We start from the raw sequence: 19,929 nt of genomic DNA on the forward strand, positions 1-19,929 counted from the left end.
GATCTGTGTGTTATGCTGTACATGGATGAAAGAGCAGTGCAAAAATCAGGGCGGGACAGTTTGGTCGGCTCTCAGTCGGAGTGCAGAGGAGGGAATGGCGTGGAACTGAAAGAACGGCGCCGCTGTCTGAAGGTCGGCTTGAGGGCCGCTCTCGCAGCAGGTCAGACGTTTTCATCCCGGCTCGGGTCGGAGTTGCAAGTGCGGACGAAGACCTCTCTGTCCGATGTGGTGACAGAGGTGGATGGACTCTGTGAGCAATTGATTCGTGAGATGATTCAAGCGGAGTTTCCTCGGGACACAATACTCGGTGAAGAAAGTGTCGGTCCCGGTCGCGAAGCGTCTACCACAGCCATTGATGCCGTTTGGGATGCGGACTCATTGTGGATTGTCGATCCGTTGGATGGCACCACGAATTTTGTCTCTTCGATTCCTTTGTCTGTGGTCTCGATTGCCTGTGCACGGGCAGGTAAAGTGACATTCGGATGTGTCTACGACCCGTACCGGGAGGAAGTCTTTTTTGCACTGGAAGGCGAGGGAGCATTTCTGGCCAAACGTGTCGCAGTGGAGCGTTGGCTGCAAATAGAAAGCGCGTCTGAATTAGAAACATTGCCTGGTCAGGCAATGCATGTGTCGGATGTAGAAGTATTCCAGCATGCGGTCGTGGCGACGGGTATGCCTGTCCGGATAGCGCCGCAGCGCCGGTTGACCGAAGCGGCAACTGAGATCGCTTGTCAGGTGAAAAGCTTTCGTGCGTTAGGTGCGGCTGCGTTGCACCTTGCCTATGTCGCTGCAGGCAGATTGGACGCATTTTGGGAGTTTGACTTAAATTCATGGGACTTGGCTGCTGGCGTGTTTTTGATACAGATGGCTGGTGGCATTGTTCAGGATTCTGAAGGAAATTCATTTTCGCTTCGTTCGCGCCACGTGGTGGCAGCCAGTCACGAGATGTTGGCATCGGATATTCGTTCTGTATTGCAAACGTTCATGACCGCTGAAAATTCGGCGAGCGAGCATCGTTGAGGTGTAGACATTGAAAGAACCGTCTTCTCTTGTCGCGCGCAAGGCGACCGAACGCATTTTAGAGATCTCCGGTCTGCCGGTATACCGTAACCGCCCGACGGAATTATTAACAGATTTATACCAATTGACTATGATGTATGGACATTTTCGTGCGGGGCGCCATGAGCAGCGTGTGGTGTTTGATATGTTTTATCGAAAGAATCCTTGTGGCAATGGGTACGTTGTTGCAGCGGGACTGGAACAGGTCGTATGGTATTTGCAGCATGTGCAGTTTTCTTTAGAAGATCTCGATTACCTTCGCTCATTAGGTCTGTTTGGAGAAGACTTCCTACAAGCTCTACATCACTTTCACTTCAGCGGAGACTTGTATGCGGTACCGGAAGGGACCATTGTTTTCCCAGGAGAGCCACTTCTGCGCTTTGAGGGGCCGATGTTCGAAGTTCAGTTGATTGAATCTGCGGTTCTATCGTTTGTTAACCATCAGAGTCTCATTGCCACGAAAGCGCAGAGGATTGTTGACGCTGCTAAGTCCAACCCGAAGTCCCCTGAAGCTCCGGTCATTGAGATGGGTCTGCGCAGAGCACAAAATGTTGATGCGGCTGTATTTGGTGCGCGTGCTGCCTTCATTGGTGGATGTACGTCAACGAGCAATGTACTGGCGGGCCAGTCGTTTGGTATTCCTGTATCAGGGACGCAGGGACACAGTTGGATTCAGAGCTTCCCTTCAGAACTTGAGGCTTTTAGGGCTTATGCAGACACGTTTCCAGACCATACGGTACTGCTCGTGGACACTTACGATGTCTTGAATAGTGGGATACAAAATGCCATTGTCGTCGGTCGAGAGTTGAAAGAAAAGGGGAAGAAACTACACGCTATCCGCATCGACAGCGGTGACTTAGCGTATCTGTCGAAGCGTGCTCGCAAGATGCTGGATGCGGCTGGACTGACCGATTGCGGGATTGTTGCTTCTTCCGATTTAGATGAATGGACTATTCGGGAATTGGCCCTGCAAGGTGCGGAAATTACGAGTTACGGTGTTGGAACTAGCCTCATTACGTCCTATGACTGTCCTGCCCTCGGTGGCGTCTACAAATTAGTAGCGCACGAAGTAGAAGGCAGGTGGACTCCTTGCATCAAAATTTCCGAGAATCCAGAAAAAGTGACTAATCCAGGGAAGAAAAAGGTGCTCCGCTTATCGAAAGAGGGTAAAGCGGTGGCAGACTTGATTGCGCTCGATGAAGAAGAGTTCGATGGCAGTAAGCAACTCACGGTGTTTCATCCAGTTCACACGTATAAACGTAAGACGATCGTCGATTTTCAAATAGAAAATTTATTGCAACCGATTGTACGAGCAGGGGAGCTTGTTTATGTTTTACCGGATTTGCGAGAAATTCGAACGCATGTGGAGCGAGGGTTGCAGCAATTTTCATCAGAGACGTTGCGTCATGTGAACCCTCACGAATATCATGTAGATCTGTCGAAGAAATTGTGGGACTTAAAACAAGACTTGCTTAGTGAAGTTCGTGCGTAGTATATCTGCATCGGTAAGAGAGATATGAACCGTTCCAATTGAACGAGCAAAAGGGTTGAAACATAGGATTGCGTCAGAGAGAGGAGTTTGGACCAATGCGGGTTTTGAAGGTCAGTCCGCGAGGGTATTGCTACGGCGTTGTCGATGCGATGGTTTTGGCGCGGCAAGCCGCAGATGACGCGTCACTGCCTCGTCCTATTTATATTCTTGGCATGATTGTGCACAATGCGCATGTGGTCGAAGCGTTCCGCGAGTTGGGAATTCAGACACTTGATGGAGCAAATCGACTTGAACTTTTGGAGAAGATTTCATCTGGGACAGTCATTTTCACTGCACATGGAGTCTCACCGGAGGTAAAAGTCAAAGCGAAAGCCCGTGGATTGCACGTTTTAGATGCTACCTGTCCGGATGTAACCAAAACGCATCGACTGATTGAGGAAAAAGTGTCGGCTGGCTATGACATCGTATATATAGGACGGAAGGGGCATCCGGAGCCAGAGGGAGCGATGGGAGTGGCGCCACATCGCGTGCATCTTGTAGAAAATGAACAGGATGTTGCGGAGCTGCACTTGTGGGGTGATAAGATCGTCGTCACCAACCAGACCACGATGAGCCAATGGGACACGCAAGGGCTCATCGACAAAATTGTTGCTAAGTATCCTCAGGCCGAAGTGCACAATGAAATTTGCATGGCAACGCAACTTCGTCAGACGGCCGTGGCGGAACAAGTGGCGGAAGCAGACTTGTGCCTAGTTGTCGGTGATCCGCGCAGCAATAACTCCAACCGTCTGGCACAAGTTTCGGAAGAAATTGCTCATGTAAAAGCCTATCGAATTGCGGATATCGGGGAGCTCAATCTTCAGTGGCTCGAGGGTATTGCTACGGTTGCGGTGACCTCGGGGGCTTCCACTCCAACAGCAATCACCAAAGAAGTGATTGAGTTTCTTGAACGTTATCGTCCGGAAGATGGGACGACCGTTCAGCCATCCAGTAGGGTTGATTTGAATCGCATTTTACCTGCCGTTCGGTCTTAACTTGAGACTGTGGGCGGTTGCGTAAATTGGTGTGCTGTTCAAATAGTCATTTATTCTGAGGTATATCACTGGGGGATTTATTAATGGAAGAGATGCTTCGGTCCTTCTTCTTGACCTTGGCCAAAAATCAATCTGCGAACCGCTGGGCGAAACGGTATGGTTTGCGACTAGGAGCGCAGCGTTTTGTGGCGGGGGAGACAATTCCTGATGCCATGCAGGCTGTGAAAGAATTAAACAGTATAGGGATGACTGCCACGCTTGACCATCTGGGTGAGTTTGTTGCAGATGAAGCTGAGGCGAGACAGTCCGCGACTGACTGCATTGAGGCTTTGAAAGCTATTCACGAGCACGAGGTTCTGTCCACGTTGTCGCTTAAGATGACGCAAGTCGGTTTAGATATCAGCCGTGACCTATGCATGGAAAATATGCGGAGCATTTTGGATGTAGCTCTTGCCTATGGTATTGTCGTCAACATTGATATGGAAGATGAAACCCGCTGCCAGGTGACTTTGGATATTTTTGATGAATTACGAAAGGACTATCCGAATGTCATGACCGTCATTCAAGCCTACCTCTATCGCAGTTTGGATGATGTTCTCCGCTTGGCTGGGGAAGGTGCTTCTTTGAGACTTGTCAAGGGAGCCTACAAAGAATCGGAGAAAGTAGCATTTCCCGATAAGGCAGATGTAGATTCAAATTATATTAAAATGATGGAAGCTCACCTGCTGTCGTCGGGATTTACTGCCATAGCAACACACGATGAAAAAATTATTCATCACGCCAAAGAGTATATCGCGAATCATCAGATAGCTCCGGACAAGTACGAATTTCAAATGTTGTATGGAATCCGCGCGAATCTACAACAACAATTGGTCTCAGAAGGTCATCCTGTTCGGATTTACGTGCCTTACGGAAACGATTGGTATGGATATTTCATGCGTCGACTGGCAGAACGGCCAGCGAATGTCAGTTTTGTACTGCGAGGCATGGTGCACTAAAAAATGTGCTCTTGAGTCGAGAAGAAATGATTCATCAGGTCAATCAAGAAGAGGTCCGGGATGGTTTCCCGGACCTCTTCTTGACAATGCTTGCCGCTGTATACTGCACGATTTTCCGTCTGCGAGTTGCTATCGAAAATGACAACTTATCAGGTTGTGGTAACAGTCGATGCATTTCCTTCTTCGAGCGACGCCAACTGGTCGGTCAAATAGGTAGTGCTGTAGCCGCTCGCCACACCCCAGTAATAGAAGATGATGCTGCCCACAATGACGACGACCATGTCCCAAGGATAGTGGATGATTCCCGTCAATTCGCCCAGTTTGGCTGAACCGAGATAGACCATCGCAAACATGAAGAGTAAGTAGACGATTAACCAAATACCAGACTTCAAGGACTGCCCTGTGGGCCGCTCAATTTGTTTGGGCATGATGAGCGAGAAGATGAAGTAAAGCACAATACCGATGAGAATTGCAACGAGCAATTTCCAGTCGGTTTTCCAACCGGTCCAGTAGACAATCAGAGAGCCAATGATGAATGCAATCGGCGCGATAACTTTAGAACCACCGAGTCGATACGGTCGGTGTGCGTTCGGCACAGTTTTCCGCATGACGGCCAACGCCACAGGGCCTATGATGTAAGTGAAGACGGTTGCGGACGATACCAATCCAACCAACGACTGCCATGACGGAAAGGGTAAAAGGAAGATGAGCCCTAACAAGAAAGCCACAATGAGGGCTCCCACGGGGATACCGGTGCGCTTATCTACCTTTCCAAGAAACCGCGGGAAATAACGGTTTTTTGACAATGCGTAGAGAACGCGTGTTGTCGATGCAATGTAGACATTTCCTGTACCAGCAGGAGAGAGAACGGCATCTGCATAGAGCAAGATGGCGAACCAACCTAAATTCAGGCTGATGGCTACCTGAGCAAATGGTGCACTGAAATTCAGGTTTGCCCAGCCTTTTGACAATCCACTGGCCGGTGCACCGGCAACGAAAACCAACTGCAGAAGTACGTAGAGCAAAATGCCAATGATGATCGATATGATGAGTGCTCTTGGCACATCACGCTGTGGATTCCGAGCTTCTCCAGCCAAATCGACGGCCTGACGAAATCCAAGGTAAGAAAAGACCACACCGGAAGTGGCGATAGCAACCAAGACACCGGAGCTACCATCGGGAGCAAATCCTCCAAAGTGGCTCAGGTTACTCCAATGCAATCCCACTATGAAAAAGATGATGATTGTAGCCGCTGGCATGATGAACTTAAGGATGGTGACGAAGGTGTTGACTTTGGCAAAAATCCGGACACCAAAGTAGTTGATGAGGAAAAAGACGAACATCAGGATGGCAGCTAAGAGCAAGCCTTCTCCCGTCAAAAGACTTGTTTTTGAGTTCCATAAACCTGGCAACCAGTGAGAAGCGTACTGCATGACTCCTTCTGCTTCGACCGCTGGAACGGATGAGTATGCAATCCACGCGGCCCAGCCCATGATAAAGCTTGTAAGGTGGCCATGCGTATAGTGAGGATAGCGGACGATGGAGCCGGATTCCGGTAACATAGAACCCAATTCTGCGTAGACAAAGCCAATCAATAGAACGGCGATGCCTCCAATAATCCAGGATAAAATGGAGGATGGACCCGCATCTTGTGCCGCGTAAAGTGCTCCAAAAAGCCAGCCTGAGCCAATGATGCCGCCAAGGGAGGCCATCGTCAGGTCAAGAAGGGAAAGTTCTCGCTTTAAGCCTTCTTTGTTACTCACCCGCAAAACTCCTTTCATGGTCTTCTCTTGTGTCTGCTGATACCTTTGTTTCTTTCTGAGAGCACACACGGAAATTTCTGCACTACGAATAAAATAAGTTCAGAAACCAATCGTTCGTCAAAATCGAGAGTCTCGATGTCTGCGCAACACATTCTCCAACGACCTATTACTTCAAATGACTTTTTGGGTGCGGCGCTTCTCGTCGAATCTATTTTCCTCCTTTCGACAAAATCCTTGCCGCAAATGTTCGGAATATTAGACTGTATGCGGAATGGATGTTCTTTATTTTAATGGCGATGTGTCAATAAATCAAACGTTTTATTTTCTCTGTCAATTATACGTTGAGAAAATAGCTTACAGAGGTTTTGTGCATGGTATGCATGCCGTGAAAATACCTGCCAGTTGCGGTCCTCTACATTTACGTTGAAGCATTGCCATGGTTTAATGAAAAGAAGAATGGCCAGAAGGAGGTATTTTTCATGCCTGTTCTAGAAATCGAGACCATTCGCGGAGTTCAGTTAATGACCATGAACCGCCCGAAGAGCTTAAATTCTCTCAACGAAGAACTGTCCTCTGCACTAATACGAGCGTTCCATATGGCATCTGAAGACGATGAAGTTCGCGTTGTTGTGCTGAACGGAGCCGGGAAAGGATTTTGTAGTGGGCTGGACTTAACAACGGTCGACTCCATTGGAGAACAATCCTCGCGGTTTCAAGCGCTCGACGAATATGGATGGGTTGGGCGTCTTGCCTTGGCGATTTCCGAATGCGACAAGCCTGTGATAGCGGCGATGAACGGCATTGCGGCAGGTGCAGGATTATCGCTGGCGCTCGCAGCGGACATGAGATACATGGCAGCGTCAGCTCGTGTGACCACAGGGTATATACGGAGAGCATTGTCACCTGATGCGGGGATGAGTTATTTTTTGCCGCGCTTAGTCGGTCCCAATCGCGCCGCCAAGTGGCTGTTTACAGGTCAAGACATTGCTGCTTTTGAAGCAGAGCAGGCTGGGCTGGTGGATGAAGTCTATGCGGATGGGGAGTTTATGCCGCATGTACTAAGGATTGCATATGACATCGCGGACCAGGCACCCCTTGCTTTGACATACACCAAGCGACTTCTCCACGCGAGCTTTGACACAGACCTGCGGTCTCAATTGCGACAGGAGTTTACATCTATCAAAGCCTGTTTTGCTACGGAAGATGTAGCGGAGGGTATGCAAGCATTCTCGGAGAAGAGGAAGCCTATATATCGAGGGCGTTGAATGGCGAGCGCCTCGGAAATGAGTGCTTAAGGGTTGAACTGTCAAGAGTTGCCGATGACCGGATCGATGAACCAGCATGTCCGGCAATTAGGGGATGAAAAACTCGTTGAGGGAGGTAATCTTCCAATGGAATTGAATCCACAAGGTCAGTCCTGGATTGAAAATTACAAATTGCTTATAGGGTCCATTGTTCCTCGACCGATTGCATTTGTCTCGACAGAGAGTCGAGAGGGAATTCGGAATTTAGCGGCATTTTCCTTTTTCAATGGTGTCTGCCCTAAGCCATTTATCATATCCTTTGCACCAATGTTCAAAACGGCGAATGGAGGGCCGAAAGATACGCTGAAAAACATCGAAGAAACCGACGAGTTTGTAGTCAATATTGTGTCAGAGTCGATTGTTGAGCAGATGAATCGAACAGCTCCGGAGTATGACTTTGAAGTGGATGAATTTGATGTTGCAAAACTTACTCCGATTGCAAGTGTGGTGGTGAAGCCGCCAAGAGTGGCGGAGAGTAAAATTCAGATGGAATGTAAAAAAGTTAATATTCTAAAGTTTGGAAGTGGAGCTGGAGCTGGCGCGCTAGTATTGGGTGAAGTGGTGCGAATGCATGTAGAAGATTCGGTTTATCGGGAAGGTAAAATTATTTTGGAGGAACTTGCACCCGTTGCACGGATGGCTGGTGATACATATGCTCGTGCTACAGATTTGTTCGAATTAAAGAGACCCACCCTATAAGGAGAGATGAAAAGTGCCTAGTTTCGAAGAGACAGAGGTGCGCAGAAAGGCTCTGTGTCAGCGTTTCGTCGGTCAGCAGATTCACGGAGCGATTATTACGTCGCCGGCCAATCTGTTTTATTTTGCGGGGGTTTGGCTTGAGACTGGAGAACGGATGGCAGCGTTGGTGCTAAAAGAAAATGGGGATGCCATGTTCATTGCTCATGAAATGTTTCAACGAGAAGTCGAGAAAGCATATGTCTCAACTTCTTTCTATCGAGACGGTGACGACCCTTATCTTATGTTGATGTCTTTGCTCGGACCTACAGGAAGGGTGGCAGTAGATGGTGCCTGGAGTGCGGCTCATCTCTTGGGGCTGCAAGAGGCAGGGAAAAATCTTCACTGCATGCCACTACAGCAGCATGCGGCATTTCTACGGTCGCGCAAGTCCGTAGCTGAAATGGCGTCACTTGCCCATGCGTCTCATCTGGCAGACGAAGTGGTACAGGCCATCAAAACTCATCTCTGCGTCGGTCAAACAGAGCGGGCAATTGCCAATCGCCTCGCCGATTTGTGGCAAGAAGCAGGAGCTTCCGGCATGTCTTTTCCAGCCATCGTTGCCAGTGGTGTGAACAGCTCTGCTCCGCATCATGAACCAGATACATCACCTCTTGTAGCCTCAACAGTCATTGTCGATACTGGTGGAATTTACGAACATTATTGCAGCGACATCACGAGGACATACCTTCTTGGCGAGCCGACAGACGAGATGGTGAGAGTTTATAAAGTCCTGCTCGCCGCTCAAAAGGAAGGTATTTCTGCTGCTCGCCCTGGAGCGACGTTGCAGTCGGTCGACCGGGCAGTCCGGCGAGTGATTGAGGAAGCGGGGTACGGCAAGTACTTCACACACCGGACTGGGCATGGAGTAGGACTCGATATTCATGAAGATCCGTTTGTAGTAGAGGGTAATCTGGAAGTTCTACAGCCAGGTATGGTGCTGAGTGTAGAACCAGGGATTTATATTCCAGGGCAGTTTGGAATTCGTATTGAAGACTTGGTCGCCATCGCTCCAGATGGAAGCGATGTTCTCAATGCGGCGCCAAAAGACTTAGAGCAGGTTATTCTTAAGGTCTAATTGGGGGCCTCTTCGAGACGAGCAATGGGCAGAGAGTCGGTCTCACCAGTCGACTCTCGAAATCCCCAAGCCATGATTCCTTCTAATCCGGTGACGGTAAAGTACTCTTGCTCCTCTTCTGCAATAGCATAGCGTCGCCCCACTTCAATGGAGTGCGAAGGAAGAATTTCATAAGACTTGGCCAAATACCATTTCGTCATATGTATTTCATACTCATTCCAGCGTTTGTCCTCTAATGCGTTCCTTCCTAATTCTTGGAGGCTTTTCATTTCTTCTTTTAATTCATCGAGAGTCATTTCGCTGTAGAGAGCCAAGGTTCGGCCTCCTTTATAGGATTCATGGAATTGGATTCGCTCGAATTCGCACGTACAAGGTTTCTCCGAGGACGACCAATTGGACTCGAAGGCGATAATTTCGGCCGTCGGCGGTGAAGAGTTGACCGTTCAGTATCTGTTCAGGGATTTCTGGATGACGGAGAAGCACGTCCAATTCGCGGCCAATCAGAAACGCAAGTTGCTCTTTTGCATATTTCGATCCCGCTTCTGCAACTCGTTCATTTCCTCCCGCAACCGTACACTCCACGCGGATAGTTTCAATCAATGTCTGAGATGGATTGTGCAGTTGAACATATAGCCGTGCATTCTCCGCCTTCAAATCTTCTATGATGATGTTAGACTTTGCGGACACAAGATACAAGCGGTTTAACTCCTGCCCTTGAATAGTGAACATCGCAATGGCTCCCGACAGTGCGCCGAGCAGATAGAGAGATACCGCTTTACGGTCCATTTCAAAAGACCTCGCTTCCAGCAAGCCACTTAATCAGCAGGAAGCCAGCTTGACATCCAAGCAACGCTGCAAATAAGTAGGTGGCCTGACGTGCCAGTGGACCTAGGTCCAAACCAAACAGGCTCACTTCCAGAACGCGCAACGTATCCATAGTGCCGCCTAGAGTGGCTACCATCGCCCAAATCTTCAATTGTCCAGCAAGATTAAGCATTGTTGTCATAGGTGGGCGAGTATGAGTTAATACGGTCGCGAGCCCTCCAAACAAACTTCCTCCGACGACGAGCCCCATAGAAATGAAGAAGTCTACAATCCAAGTCGCAATGATGGACATGTGCATCCAACCTTTGTGTGTTTTCGAAATCGACGCCTGTCCCTTTATCTGTACGAATGGATACGAAAGACTAGACTATAGAAATCGTTCGAAGTGAGCATTGTCTCACTCGCCTGACAGAGTAGCAAGCTCATGATATGATGGAGAAATCAGCTTTCACAGAGAGGTCGGGATGGCTACGCGGCAAATGAACGATTTCCGTACAGGTGCTTGTACAGGGGTGAATCTGCGTTATATCCCAGCCATCACTTGTCGGGACATCGGAATTCTTATGAGGGAAAGTTCTGTATCTGGTCATCTTAGCGAGCAGTGTGTATCGCTAGAAGAATGTTTGCAGGAGATTTTTTCTGAGTCTCCAAGTGCTTTGAAGCCAGGAGCACCGGATTGGCTGTATGAATCTGCTGTATTGGCTTTTGAAATGGTACAAACAGGAGATGTCATCGGGTTTGCGGCCCCGAGTCATCTATCTTCGTTAGAAGTGCAAAAGATGGCCCGGACGCTGTCGGATACCACCAACGATACCATTCCGTCAGTGCTGTTCACTCCTTCTCCGTTTATCGCTATGTGGTTACCAGCCTGGAGCAATCCCTCCTTCCGTGCAATTCGTCGACGGTTGGTAAGCCTTTTCTTGGAAAGCACGACGAAAACATTCGATATTTCTTCTGTCGAAGAGACGGCAACTGTAGTGGATAGTCTCGTGACGGACTGGATTTCCATTTGGATGGACCAGCTGTGCAACGAGGTCCTGGAAATGAACGAAGCGGTGGCAAAGCCGTCTTATCGAGTTCTGTACCGTGGAGAAGAGGAGATTTTGAAGGCATGGTTCCATGCATTGAAAAAAAGCAGGAAGCAAGAATTTGCTGCGGATGGGTGGCTTATTGGTCGAGCTCTACGCCAGGAATTAACTGCGACCGGATGGATTTCTCCTGACCTGACGGATTGGACTGGCAAGACGTTTTATCAATTGGGTTTTTCTCTTTGTGCCCCGGAAGTAGCAACGAATCCATGGACATTGAAGTACGAATTGGTTCATCGGTACTTTGGAACGCGTATTCCTCTAGGTGCTTGGTGGAACAGTGAAATACGCTGCTTAAGAACGGGTTCGGATATTTTAGTTGGGGCGGATGTATGGATATTGGAGCGGTTGTTGGTAGCATCTCGAATGGATACTGCCATTGCTGAATCACTGCATCATCCGGTACCTGTTTCTGCCGAATTAGCGGCAAAAGGTTTGATGGAGTGGATGGAGGAGTCACTGCCAAAGCTGCATGCGGCTGGATTTTCAGTCCAAACACCAGCATGGTCGGATGCGCCGGCTGACGTGAAAATTCGCGTACAAGTCAAATCGAGCAAGTTCCGTAGAGAGTCTTCTATGCCCCGAAGTAGCATCTCGTCTGGGCGATTGGCAAGCATTCCGTTGGTAGAGTTCGACTGGACGGTAGTTATCGACAATCAGGAATTAACACAAGAGCAGTTTATGGACATGGTTGCTGAGAAACAAAATTTAGTGGAGATAAACGGTTCATGGAAACTGGTTTCTTTAGGTGATATTTTGCGTAAAATGGAGTCTATTGGATTAGGATTGTCGACAGAAAGTCATTCCATATCGGCTTTGCGCTTGTCCCGAAGCTTGTTGCTTCAAGAAGCGACGGATGACCTTTCAGTGGATTTCTCATATACAGAGGATGCGAGAGAAGCAGAGCAACTGATTCGTTCGATGATAAGTGCTGGAAGCCCGCCAGAGGTCAATACGCCACAAGGTTTTGTTGGAGAATTGCGGCCGTATCAAAAACTCGGATTTTCATGGATGGTCCACTTGCGCAATTTGCACTGCGGAGCTTGTTTGGCAGATGACATGGGGTTGGGTAAGACTGTTCAAGTGATCGCTTATTTGCAATACATTCATGAACAACGACTCAATGAGGCACCCCATTTATTGGTGTGTCCCACCTCATTGATTCAAAATTGGAGGTCAGAACTGGCTCGGTTTGCTCCGGAACTGCGTGTACACCTTCATCATGGTCCGAATCGGAACGATGTTCAAGAAAGTGGCTGGAGCGTATTAGAAGAAGCATTGTCAAAGGTGGACATTATTCTTACGACGTATGCCATTTTGGTTCGGGATGAAGAACAGTTGACGAATCTGAACTTTGACGTAGTGGTCGTCGATGAAGCACAAAACATCAAAAACATTCAAACGAAGCAATCGAAGGCAGCCATGCGACTGACTGCAAAGCATCGTATCGCTTTGACAGGCACGCCTGTTGAGAATCGTCTGGAGGAACTCTGGTCAATTTTGTCTTTCGTCAATCCAGGATACCTCGGAACACAAAGCTGGTTTAGAAATCAATTTGAGTTGCCTATAGGAGAAGATGCAAGCCATCCTGCTGGTCATCGACTTCGTGCCCTGTTGAAGCCTGTTCTGTTGCGACGTAGAAAGTCGGAACCGTCGATACGAATGGAACTTCCTGAAAAATGGGAGACGAGGTCATACGCTTCGCTTACCGTCGAGCAGGCTGCGTTGTACCAGTCCGTAGTAGATAGGCTTTTTGGACATCTGGAAAATTCCACAGATATGTCACGACGTGGCCAGATTCTCGCTTCACTGGTGCGTCTGAAACAAATTTGTGACTATCCCGGATTGGTTGCAGGTGGAAAACTAGACATCAGTCGTTCTGGGAAATTGAAGCTTCTTCTGGAGTTGCTGGATGAAGTCGATTCTAATCTAGATGCTGCGCTCATCTTTACGCAATTTCGAGAGATGGGACATCTATTGACGGAAGCCATCGAATTGCGCTTTGGTCAGAAACCACTTTTTCTACATGGAGGACTTTCTGCCCGCATGCGCGGAGAGATGGTGCATGCCTATCAACATGGTGCAGAAGTATCGCCGTTTTTTGTTCTATCACTCCGTGCAGGTGGGGTTGGCTTGAATTTGACAAGGGCTAATCACGTGTTCCATTTCGATCGATGGTGGAATCCTGCAGTAGAAGATCAAGCTACAGATCGTGCTTTTCGAATGGGGCAGACGAGAGATGTTCAAGTTCACAAATTAATTTGTGCGGGGACGTTAGAAGAACGGATCGATGAACTTTTATCTGCAAAGAGAGAGTTATCTCAATCCGTGGTAGGAACATCGGAAGCTTGGGTGACGGAATTGGACAATCATATGCTTCGCGAATTATTTCAACTGGATGCCAGCGTGGAAATAGAGGAGGATGCGTGATGCGTCGTCGTTCAAAAGTGTGGACTGTAGAAGCTATGTGGAAGCCTTTTTTGTCAGCAGTAGAGCCAGGCAGACTGCGCAGAGCGAGAACTTCGGCACGACAAGGAGATATCGTGCATATGAAATTCGTTGATGGATACTGGCAGGGGGAATGTTCGAATACCTCCAGTGTCCGGCGCATAGAAGCGTTTCAGTTACGCGCTATTTCGGATTGGAGACCAGTGAGTTCGGTCATCGCGCGATGGCTGGCGCAGCATCCTGATTGGCTTGCCAGCCTGATTTCTGGGGAGTGGGACGAAATTTTTTTGCAACATATTTCCGCAATAAACGTTGCCGTATTTCCAACGGAGTCCATTGTCCTCGATTGGAAACAAACAGCTAGTTGTACGTGTGCTGATGTCGATCCGCTTTGTCGACACGTCGTCTCTGCTCTGTTGAAGGTTATGTGGGATATGGAGGAAAATCCTTTATTGTCTTTACAATGGCTTGGATGCAATCCGTTGACTTTGCTAGACTCCATTCATTCTATTGCACAAAAATACTGGTCGGCCCATCGACATGTGCAGAACCAACAGGATGCAAAGGAAGAACTTTGTGAGCAAATCTCCATCGGCAAGTTCAACGAAAAAGAAATTTCAAGTTCTGTTAGTCAGTCAGGGAGACGATTTGCTCCCGTATTAGATTCCACAAAGATGGAATATTGGAGCAACCTCTTAAAGAATACGGATTTTTCATCTTCGAGATAGTGGGAATGAGCTACCTACGGTGGTGTCCTGTGGATTTCCAGTGGCGATTGAGTTTTAATTCACGAATTCGTGTTCTTTGAATTTAGAGACTTTAAATGGCTGGAGTACGGTTTTCGTCCGATTCTTCGTCTGTTTCCTCGATAAATACAGTGGATGAGTCAGCTGCAGTGAAACGAGAGGACTTGTTGTCTGGAGTCTTCAATGCTTGTTTGGAAAAAATGCCGAGGACAATAGCCAAGAGTACAATGGTGACGACAAAACCAATGCCCATGTTTGTAAACCTCCTTTCCTACTCCTCACAAAAGTACTTCGGATGGTAGTGTCTCGTCAAGTGGTCTCCATTTGAGTGCACTCCTTTAGTTCTGGATATTGATGCTCAACGGACGTTTGGTCAGTAATGATTGTTCGATGACCAGCGAGGCCTCCTTCAAGAGTATCCTCATCCCAGAATTTACAAAACAAAAAAGAACATACGTTTGTATTTTGCTGCAAATCGTATATAATAAAAGAACACACGTTCTTGTTTAGGGGGGTAAAATATGCGTTATGGACTTTACGTACATGGCCAAGGGTGGATGTTACCGAATTGCCACGGGAGTTGTGTAGCCATTCGCTATCGTCAGGTAGTTGATTGGACCGTGCTTGCGTATAAAAAAGGTATTCGAAGGGGGCTTTTACTTGACCAAGCGAAGCTGTTAGTTCCCGAACTACAGCATATCGAAGCAGATGAGACAACCGACGAATGGATTGAAAAGATACGAAGAGTGGTGTTTCAAAGGACTCCTTGGGTTCAAACATTTGGTTGGCGAACACTGGCTGCCGAATTGTCTGGAAAAAAACCGCCATTGAAGGAATCATTAGATATTTTTAAAGAGATCTGTGCTTTACTAACCAGTCAGCAGCGAGTTGTAGTTTCTTTAGCAGAGACGGCATCTTTAGCGCGCTCGATGCTATGGTGGAGATCTCATGAAAAAATACCCAATTCATTGGAGAAGTATTTGAATGGCAATTTGTTTTTGGTCTCTCCAGGGTTATTAAGGTCGTCCGATTCTAAAGAAGCTGATAAGTCTGAAAGTAAATCAAGGGAATGCCACTCTAGCAGGAGGTTGTTTTGTCCAGAGTCCGTATCCATTCCGGAATGGTTTCTACATTTTCCTCTTCATGCTCTGTCGAGATTGAGTGAGTCAGACAGGGTGCGTCTGCGCTCTTTAGGAATTCATCGACTGGGGCAGTTATTGTCTCATCCGATTGCAGATGTAAAAAGTCAGTTTGGTTCAGATTTTTCAACGGAATTGCTCGGTTGGCTATCGCATTCCGGGAGAATACACGTCAATTACCCAACGAATCAGCTTCATTTTTCTTGGGAAGCTACGATGTTTGAAGAGCCTACTATGGAGCATGCTCTTAGCATTATCGGGCGGATATGCCAACGGGCTTCTCGGGAACTTCTGCGGAGGGAAGTTTTTGCTCAGAGAGTTTTAATATCATGGAAATCGAATGCTGCTTCCGGGTGCTTTGAAATTCATTTAAAAAATCCAACATCTCAAGCGGATATCCTTCTGCCTCAAATAAAAAGTTGTTTGTCTAAAATCCGAGGAACGACATTGGAGCGCTTAAAATTGTCGATACCAGATTTTTCACGGGAATCAGGTCTTCAAAGTTGTTTGCATTCCATTCAAGTTGAAGAAAAATTTTATAAAGAGAATCTTTGTTTTGCGATTGACAATATAGAAAAACGTTTTCCTGGAAAACTACACAAGGGGATTCGACCTTCGTATCGAGAGTTGTTGTTTCATTCTGTACTGCAAGAGATATGAGTCGAATCGTCACTCGCTCCATCGCCGTGACAGAATGGAATAGAGAGAGACCAAAGTCGTTTTGGGATGGTAAAGAACAACATTTGGTGGAACGCATCATAGACGAATGGTGGGAAATGGGGGCTTGGTGGGAAGGTGAAGGAACGCGTCGAATGATACGCATTGAGACCTCTGAATTGCAGTGGATGGATATCGAGTGCGTAGACGGCATTTGGTCTATTTATCGAATATGGGATTGAGAGGGAAACAGATGTTCATTCACTTGCATTGTCATTCTATCTATTCGTTTTTTGATGGTGCAGCACGAATTGAATCGTTGGTTGCGACAGCTGCTTTGCATGGAATGTCGTCCTTGGCTCTGACGGATCACAACACCATTACTGGATTACCTGAATTTCACCAGTGGTGTAATATATATGGAATTAAGCCGATTTCGGGGGCAGAATTGACTTTAGAAGATGGTTCCCATATTACAGTCATTGCAAAGAATAAAAGTGGGTATTCGAATTTGTGTAAAATATTAACCTCCGCTTATGGAGGACCTGCGCCTTGGAACATAAATTCAGTCTACAGGAAAGTGAGTTTGTCCAAACGAAAGAATCCGTACGTTACCATGGAGTCATTGTTTCAAAATAAAGAAGGTTTGATTGTTTTGACAGGGTGTCGGCGTAGTCGATTGGTGCAACTTTTGCTAGCTAAGAGATATCGAGACGCTGAGGAGTGGATGGCGTGGTTAAAAAAACATTTTGCAGAAAATATTTATCTGGAAATGCAATGCAATGGGTTTCCTGGAGAGCATGTTTTGTTAGCACTTATGAAACACCTTTCAGAACATGTGGGGGTTCCTCTATGTGCGACCGGAAATGTCCATTATGTCGACCGGCACGATTACCCTATTCATGATTTATTACGCTGCATGGGTGTACCTCAGCACGTGTGGGTGCCGAGCGCAATTCGTCCACTGAATGATCGTCAATGGTTGTATTCCTCCGAGGAAGCGTGTCATCGGTTTTCCGAATATCCAGAAGCTATAAGTAACACTTATAAAATATCGGAAATGTGTGAAGTAGTTCTTAGAATTGGAGAAACGACCTTTCCTGAGTTTTCGAAATGCAGCTCTAGTCATCAACAGCTGTCCTTAAAAGAATTGGTGTATCAAGGAGCCCAAGAGCGTTATAGCACGTTGACAGATAAGATACGCTTTCGGCTGGAATACGAATTAGAAATTATACAAAACTTAGGCTATGAAGATTATTTCTTGATTGTATGGGATGTCGTGAGATTTGCTCGCTCCAAAGGAATTCGCTGCTCGGGAAGAGGTTCTGCAGCTGACTCGGCGGTGGCTTTCTGTCTTTTCATTACCGATGTTGATTCTATTTCGAGAGGCTTACTGTTTGAACGCTTTTTAAGCATAGAACGCGCTGAACGTCCCGATATTGATGTCGATGTCGAGGCGGACAGACGAGACGAATTGATGCAATATGTTTACGATTCATACGGATTTGAGCGGGTGGCGAGAATTGCTACTTATCAAACATTCCGGGGGCGGATGGCAGTTCGGGCCATTGGTGCTGCTCTTGGTTTGCCAGAAGCTTTCATCGATGATTTGGCAAAAAGAATTCCTGGTATGGCAAGTGCCGATGGATTGGAGTCGCTGCTTCAAAATGTTCCGGAATTGAGAGCGTATTCTGCCTTCTACAAACAGGTTCAGCTGTTATGGAATATGGCAAGTCAAATCGCTGGTTTTCCCAGGCATTTTGGGATGCATGTTGGTGGGGTTGTCATCAGTGCTAAGCCATTGTATGAATTCACGTCTCTCCAACCCTCTGGGAAAGGAGAGTGGATGACGGCCTTCGATAAAGAGGGTGTAGAGGCAGTGGGTTTGATGAAATTGGATTTACTTTCTCTTCGTACACTCTCCGCCGTGGAAGGAACTGTAAAGCTTAGCGAAGTAACCTCTGGACAAATCGATTTTGGAAAGATCCCATTAGACGACGAGCCAACGTTTGAGATGATTCGACAAGGGGAAACCATTGGCGTGTTTCAATTGGAAAGTCCCGCACAAAGAGCATTGCAGAGCAGACTTCGGGCGGATCGTATGGAGGACATTATTGCGAGTGTTGCGCTCATTCGTCCGGGCCCAATTCAAGGCAATATGGTCGATCCGTTTTTAGAACGTCGGCACGGCAAATCTCCTATATTGTATCTTCATCCAAAGTTGGAACCCATCTTAAGAAAAACTTATGGGGTTGTCCTCTTTCAAGAACAAGTGATTGAAATCGCTACAGCCATTGCACATTTTACACCAGGAGAGGCAGATCAATTGAGACGCGTCATGAGCAAGGCGAGATCCGCCCATGAAATCAAAAAGATAGGTGAAACATTTATAGATAGAGCAGTTCAATCGGGGGTAGATGTGAAGACGGCAGAAGACATATTTCATTACGTTCAAGGCTATGCAGGCTATGGCTTTTGCGAAGCTCACGCTGCAGCTTTTGGGACACTGGCGTACAAGACTGCCTACTTAGTGAAGCATTACCCGGCGGAATTTTTTGCGTCGATCATTAATCAATCTCCAATGGGCTATTATCCGATTCATGTGCTCTGCTCGGAGGCTAAACGCCGTGGAGTAGCAGTTTTGGGACTGGATGTTAATGAGAGTGAATGTGAATGTATGGCGACAAATCAAACTACTGTTCGATTTGGGTGGATGCAACTCAAAGGAATGCCTAGAGCACTTTCGGAGCAGATTGTCAGAATTCGTAATGCAAGCGGTCGGTTTGCAGGTGTCCAAGATTTTATACAGAGAGTTCCTGAAATCAATCGGTGGATGTTGGAAAACATGATTCGAGCAGGAGCATTTGATGGTGTGATGAGGAAAACTCGCGAAGAAATTCTCTGGAAATTGCCAGAGTGGCTGGCTTATCGTGAGTGGAATATGTCTCCATTGGGACGGCTGAACAAAGCTATGGTGCCAGTTGACGAAAGGTACATACAGGAAAATATTGGGGAAAAAGTTGCATGGAGTGATAGTGCAACTCACAACGAAGAGATTGCTGTAAAAAATTCAGAAATACAAATTCTTGATGAGTACAGCTTGTTGGGAAATGGCTTTTCAGGTCATTGGATGACACTGTATCGACCCAAATTAGCAGGGCGAGGGTACTTGTTCATAGAGTCTCTGGATTCTTTAGGGGATGGGGCTATGGTTCAAATTGCAGGGCTTGTGGTCAGACCACATCGGCCACCGACGAAGAGCGGGCAGACTGTGGTTTTCTTTACGGTAGAAGATGAGACAGGGATTGTTGATGCAACGATGTTTCATTCGGTATATCAAAAATCCGGAGGGGTTTTGTTCACTCCTCGCGGTCGAATGGTTGGATTGAGAGGGATTTTGCAGAGGAGAGGGGGGAATCGACCGAATGTCATGGTGTCGACCATATGGACCTTAATGAGAGGTTCAGAAATATGAGTATCAAGAAATGTTGAATGGAACATGTTCATGCTTAAATTCAATTAAATTGTGGAAATGATCGTATTGTAAACAGGTGGCGAAGGGC

Annotated in this window: 17 protein-coding genes; 12 read left to right on the forward strand and 5 right to left on the reverse strand. The window is 47.2% G+C overall.

Annotated features, from left to right (window positions below; genetic code table 11):
• Nucleotides 1-99 precede the first annotated feature (99 nt).
• The 4 genes from M4I36_RS08360 (at nt 100) to M4I36_RS08375 (ending at nt 4,583) form a co-directional block, all read left to right on the forward strand.
• On the forward strand, nt 100-1,020 hold the full coding sequence (locus tag M4I36_RS08360) for an inositol monophosphatase family protein (RefSeq protein WP_258111285.1): 921 nt from the start codon (nt 100-102) through the stop codon (nt 1,018-1,020).
• A gap of 10 nt (nt 1,021-1,030) precedes the next feature.
• A complete protein-coding gene (locus M4I36_RS08365) occupies nt 1,031-2,551 on the forward strand; it encodes a nicotinate phosphoribosyltransferase (protein WP_258111286.1) in 1,521 nt (506 codons plus the stop codon).
• Between the two features lie 95 nt (nt 2,552-2,646).
• Nucleotides 2,647-3,585: a 4-hydroxy-3-methylbut-2-enyl diphosphate reductase gene (locus M4I36_RS08370; RefSeq protein WP_258111287.1), complete on the forward strand. Its 939-nt coding sequence runs from the start codon at nt 2,647-2,649 to the stop codon at nt 3,583-3,585.
• An 83-nt stretch (nt 3,586-3,668) separates the two neighbouring features.
• Nucleotides 3,669-4,583: a proline dehydrogenase gene (locus M4I36_RS08375; protein WP_258111288.1), complete on the forward strand. Its 915-nt coding sequence runs from the start codon at nt 3,669-3,671 to the stop codon at nt 4,581-4,583.
• Between the two features lie 149 nt (nt 4,584-4,732).
• Here M4I36_RS08375 and M4I36_RS08380 read toward each other — a convergent pair whose 3' ends face one another.
• Entirely contained in the window at nt 4,733-6,346 is a 1,614-nt protein-coding gene (locus M4I36_RS08380; protein WP_258111289.1) for an APC family permease, read from the reverse strand.
• Nucleotides 6,347-6,825: 479 nt separating this feature from the next.
• Here M4I36_RS08380 and M4I36_RS08385 point away from each other — a divergent pair, with 479 nt between their 5' ends.
• The 3 genes from M4I36_RS08385 to M4I36_RS08395 are packed head-to-tail and all read left to right on the forward strand — an operon-like array spanning nt 6,826 to nt 9,463.
• Nucleotides 6,826-7,611 (forward strand): enoyl-CoA hydratase/isomerase family protein, encoded by a 786-nt coding sequence (locus M4I36_RS08385; protein WP_258111290.1) that lies wholly within the window; start codon nt 6,826-6,828, stop codon nt 7,609-7,611.
• 54 nt (nt 7,612-7,665) lie between these two features.
• Complete coding sequence (locus tag M4I36_RS08390; RefSeq protein WP_308661150.1) at nt 7,666-8,349, forward strand: flavin reductase family protein; 684 nt, start codon at nt 7,666-7,668, stop codon at nt 8,347-8,349.
• A 13-nt stretch (nt 8,350-8,362) separates the two neighbouring features.
• The gene (locus M4I36_RS08395; RefSeq protein ID WP_258111291.1) at nt 8,363-9,463 is read left to right on the forward strand and encodes a M24 family metallopeptidase; all 1,101 of its coding nucleotides are present in this window, start codon (nt 8,363-8,365) and stop codon (nt 9,461-9,463) included.
• On the opposite strand, the gene M4I36_RS08400 is transcribed toward M4I36_RS08395, so the two are convergent.
• The 3 genes from M4I36_RS08400 to M4I36_RS08410 are packed head-to-tail and all read right to left on the reverse strand — an operon-like array spanning nt 9,460 to nt 10,580.
• The gene (locus tag M4I36_RS08400) at nt 9,460-9,777 is read right to left on the reverse strand and encodes a YfhH family protein (protein ID WP_258111292.1); all 318 of its coding nucleotides are present in this window, start codon (nt 9,775-9,777) and stop codon (nt 9,460-9,462) included. The genes M4I36_RS08395 and M4I36_RS08400 overlap by 4 nt on opposite strands.
• A gap of 22 nt (nt 9,778-9,799) precedes the next feature.
• Nucleotides 9,800-10,249 (reverse strand): sporulation membrane protein YtrI, encoded by a 450-nt coding sequence (locus M4I36_RS08405; protein ID WP_258111293.1) that lies wholly within the window; start codon nt 10,247-10,249, stop codon nt 9,800-9,802.
• Between the two features lies 1 nt (nt 10,250).
• Nucleotides 10,251-10,580, reverse strand: a complete 330-nt coding sequence (locus M4I36_RS08410; protein WP_258111294.1) for a YtrH family sporulation protein — start codon at nt 10,578-10,580, stop codon at nt 10,251-10,253.
• A 220-nt stretch (nt 10,581-10,800) separates the two neighbouring features.
• Between M4I36_RS08410 and M4I36_RS08415 the strand changes: the two genes are divergently transcribed.
• Complete coding sequence (locus M4I36_RS08415; RefSeq protein ID WP_258111295.1) at nt 10,801-13,806, forward strand: DEAD/DEAH box helicase; 3,006 nt, start codon at nt 10,801-10,803, stop codon at nt 13,804-13,806.
• The gene (locus M4I36_RS08420; RefSeq protein ID WP_258111296.1) at nt 13,806-14,552 is read left to right on the forward strand and encodes a hypothetical protein; all 747 of its coding nucleotides are present in this window, start codon (nt 13,806-13,808) and stop codon (nt 14,550-14,552) included. Before M4I36_RS08415 ends, M4I36_RS08420 begins: the two co-directional genes overlap by 1 nt.
• Nucleotides 14,553-14,643: 91 nt before the next feature.
• Here the strand turns inward: M4I36_RS08420 and M4I36_RS08425 are convergent, their stop codons facing one another.
• Entirely contained in the window at nt 14,644-14,823 is a 180-nt protein-coding gene (locus M4I36_RS08425) for a hypothetical protein (RefSeq protein WP_258111297.1), read from the reverse strand.
• Between the two features lie 268 nt (nt 14,824-15,091).
• Between M4I36_RS08425 and M4I36_RS08430 the strand changes: the two genes are divergently transcribed.
• The 3 genes from M4I36_RS08430 to M4I36_RS08440 are packed head-to-tail and all read left to right on the forward strand — an operon-like array spanning nt 15,092 to nt 19,841.
• Nucleotides 15,092-16,369 (forward strand): DNA polymerase Y subunit UmuC family protein, encoded by a 1,278-nt coding sequence (locus tag M4I36_RS08430; protein WP_258111298.1) that lies wholly within the window; start codon nt 15,092-15,094, stop codon nt 16,367-16,369.
• Nucleotides 16,366-16,608, forward strand: a complete 243-nt coding sequence (locus M4I36_RS08435) for a hypothetical protein (protein WP_258111299.1) — start codon at nt 16,366-16,368, stop codon at nt 16,606-16,608. Before M4I36_RS08430 ends, M4I36_RS08435 begins: the two co-directional genes overlap by 4 nt.
• 11 nt (nt 16,609-16,619) lie before the next feature.
• Complete coding sequence (locus M4I36_RS08440) at nt 16,620-19,841, forward strand: DNA polymerase III subunit alpha (protein WP_258111300.1); 3,222 nt, start codon at nt 16,620-16,622, stop codon at nt 19,839-19,841.
• Nucleotides 19,842-19,929 lie beyond the last annotated feature (88 nt).

This window comes from Alicyclobacillus sp. SP_1, from assembly GCF_024706985.1.
Classification (GTDB): Bacteria; Bacillota; Bacilli; order Alicyclobacillales; family Alicyclobacillaceae; genus Alicyclobacillus_I.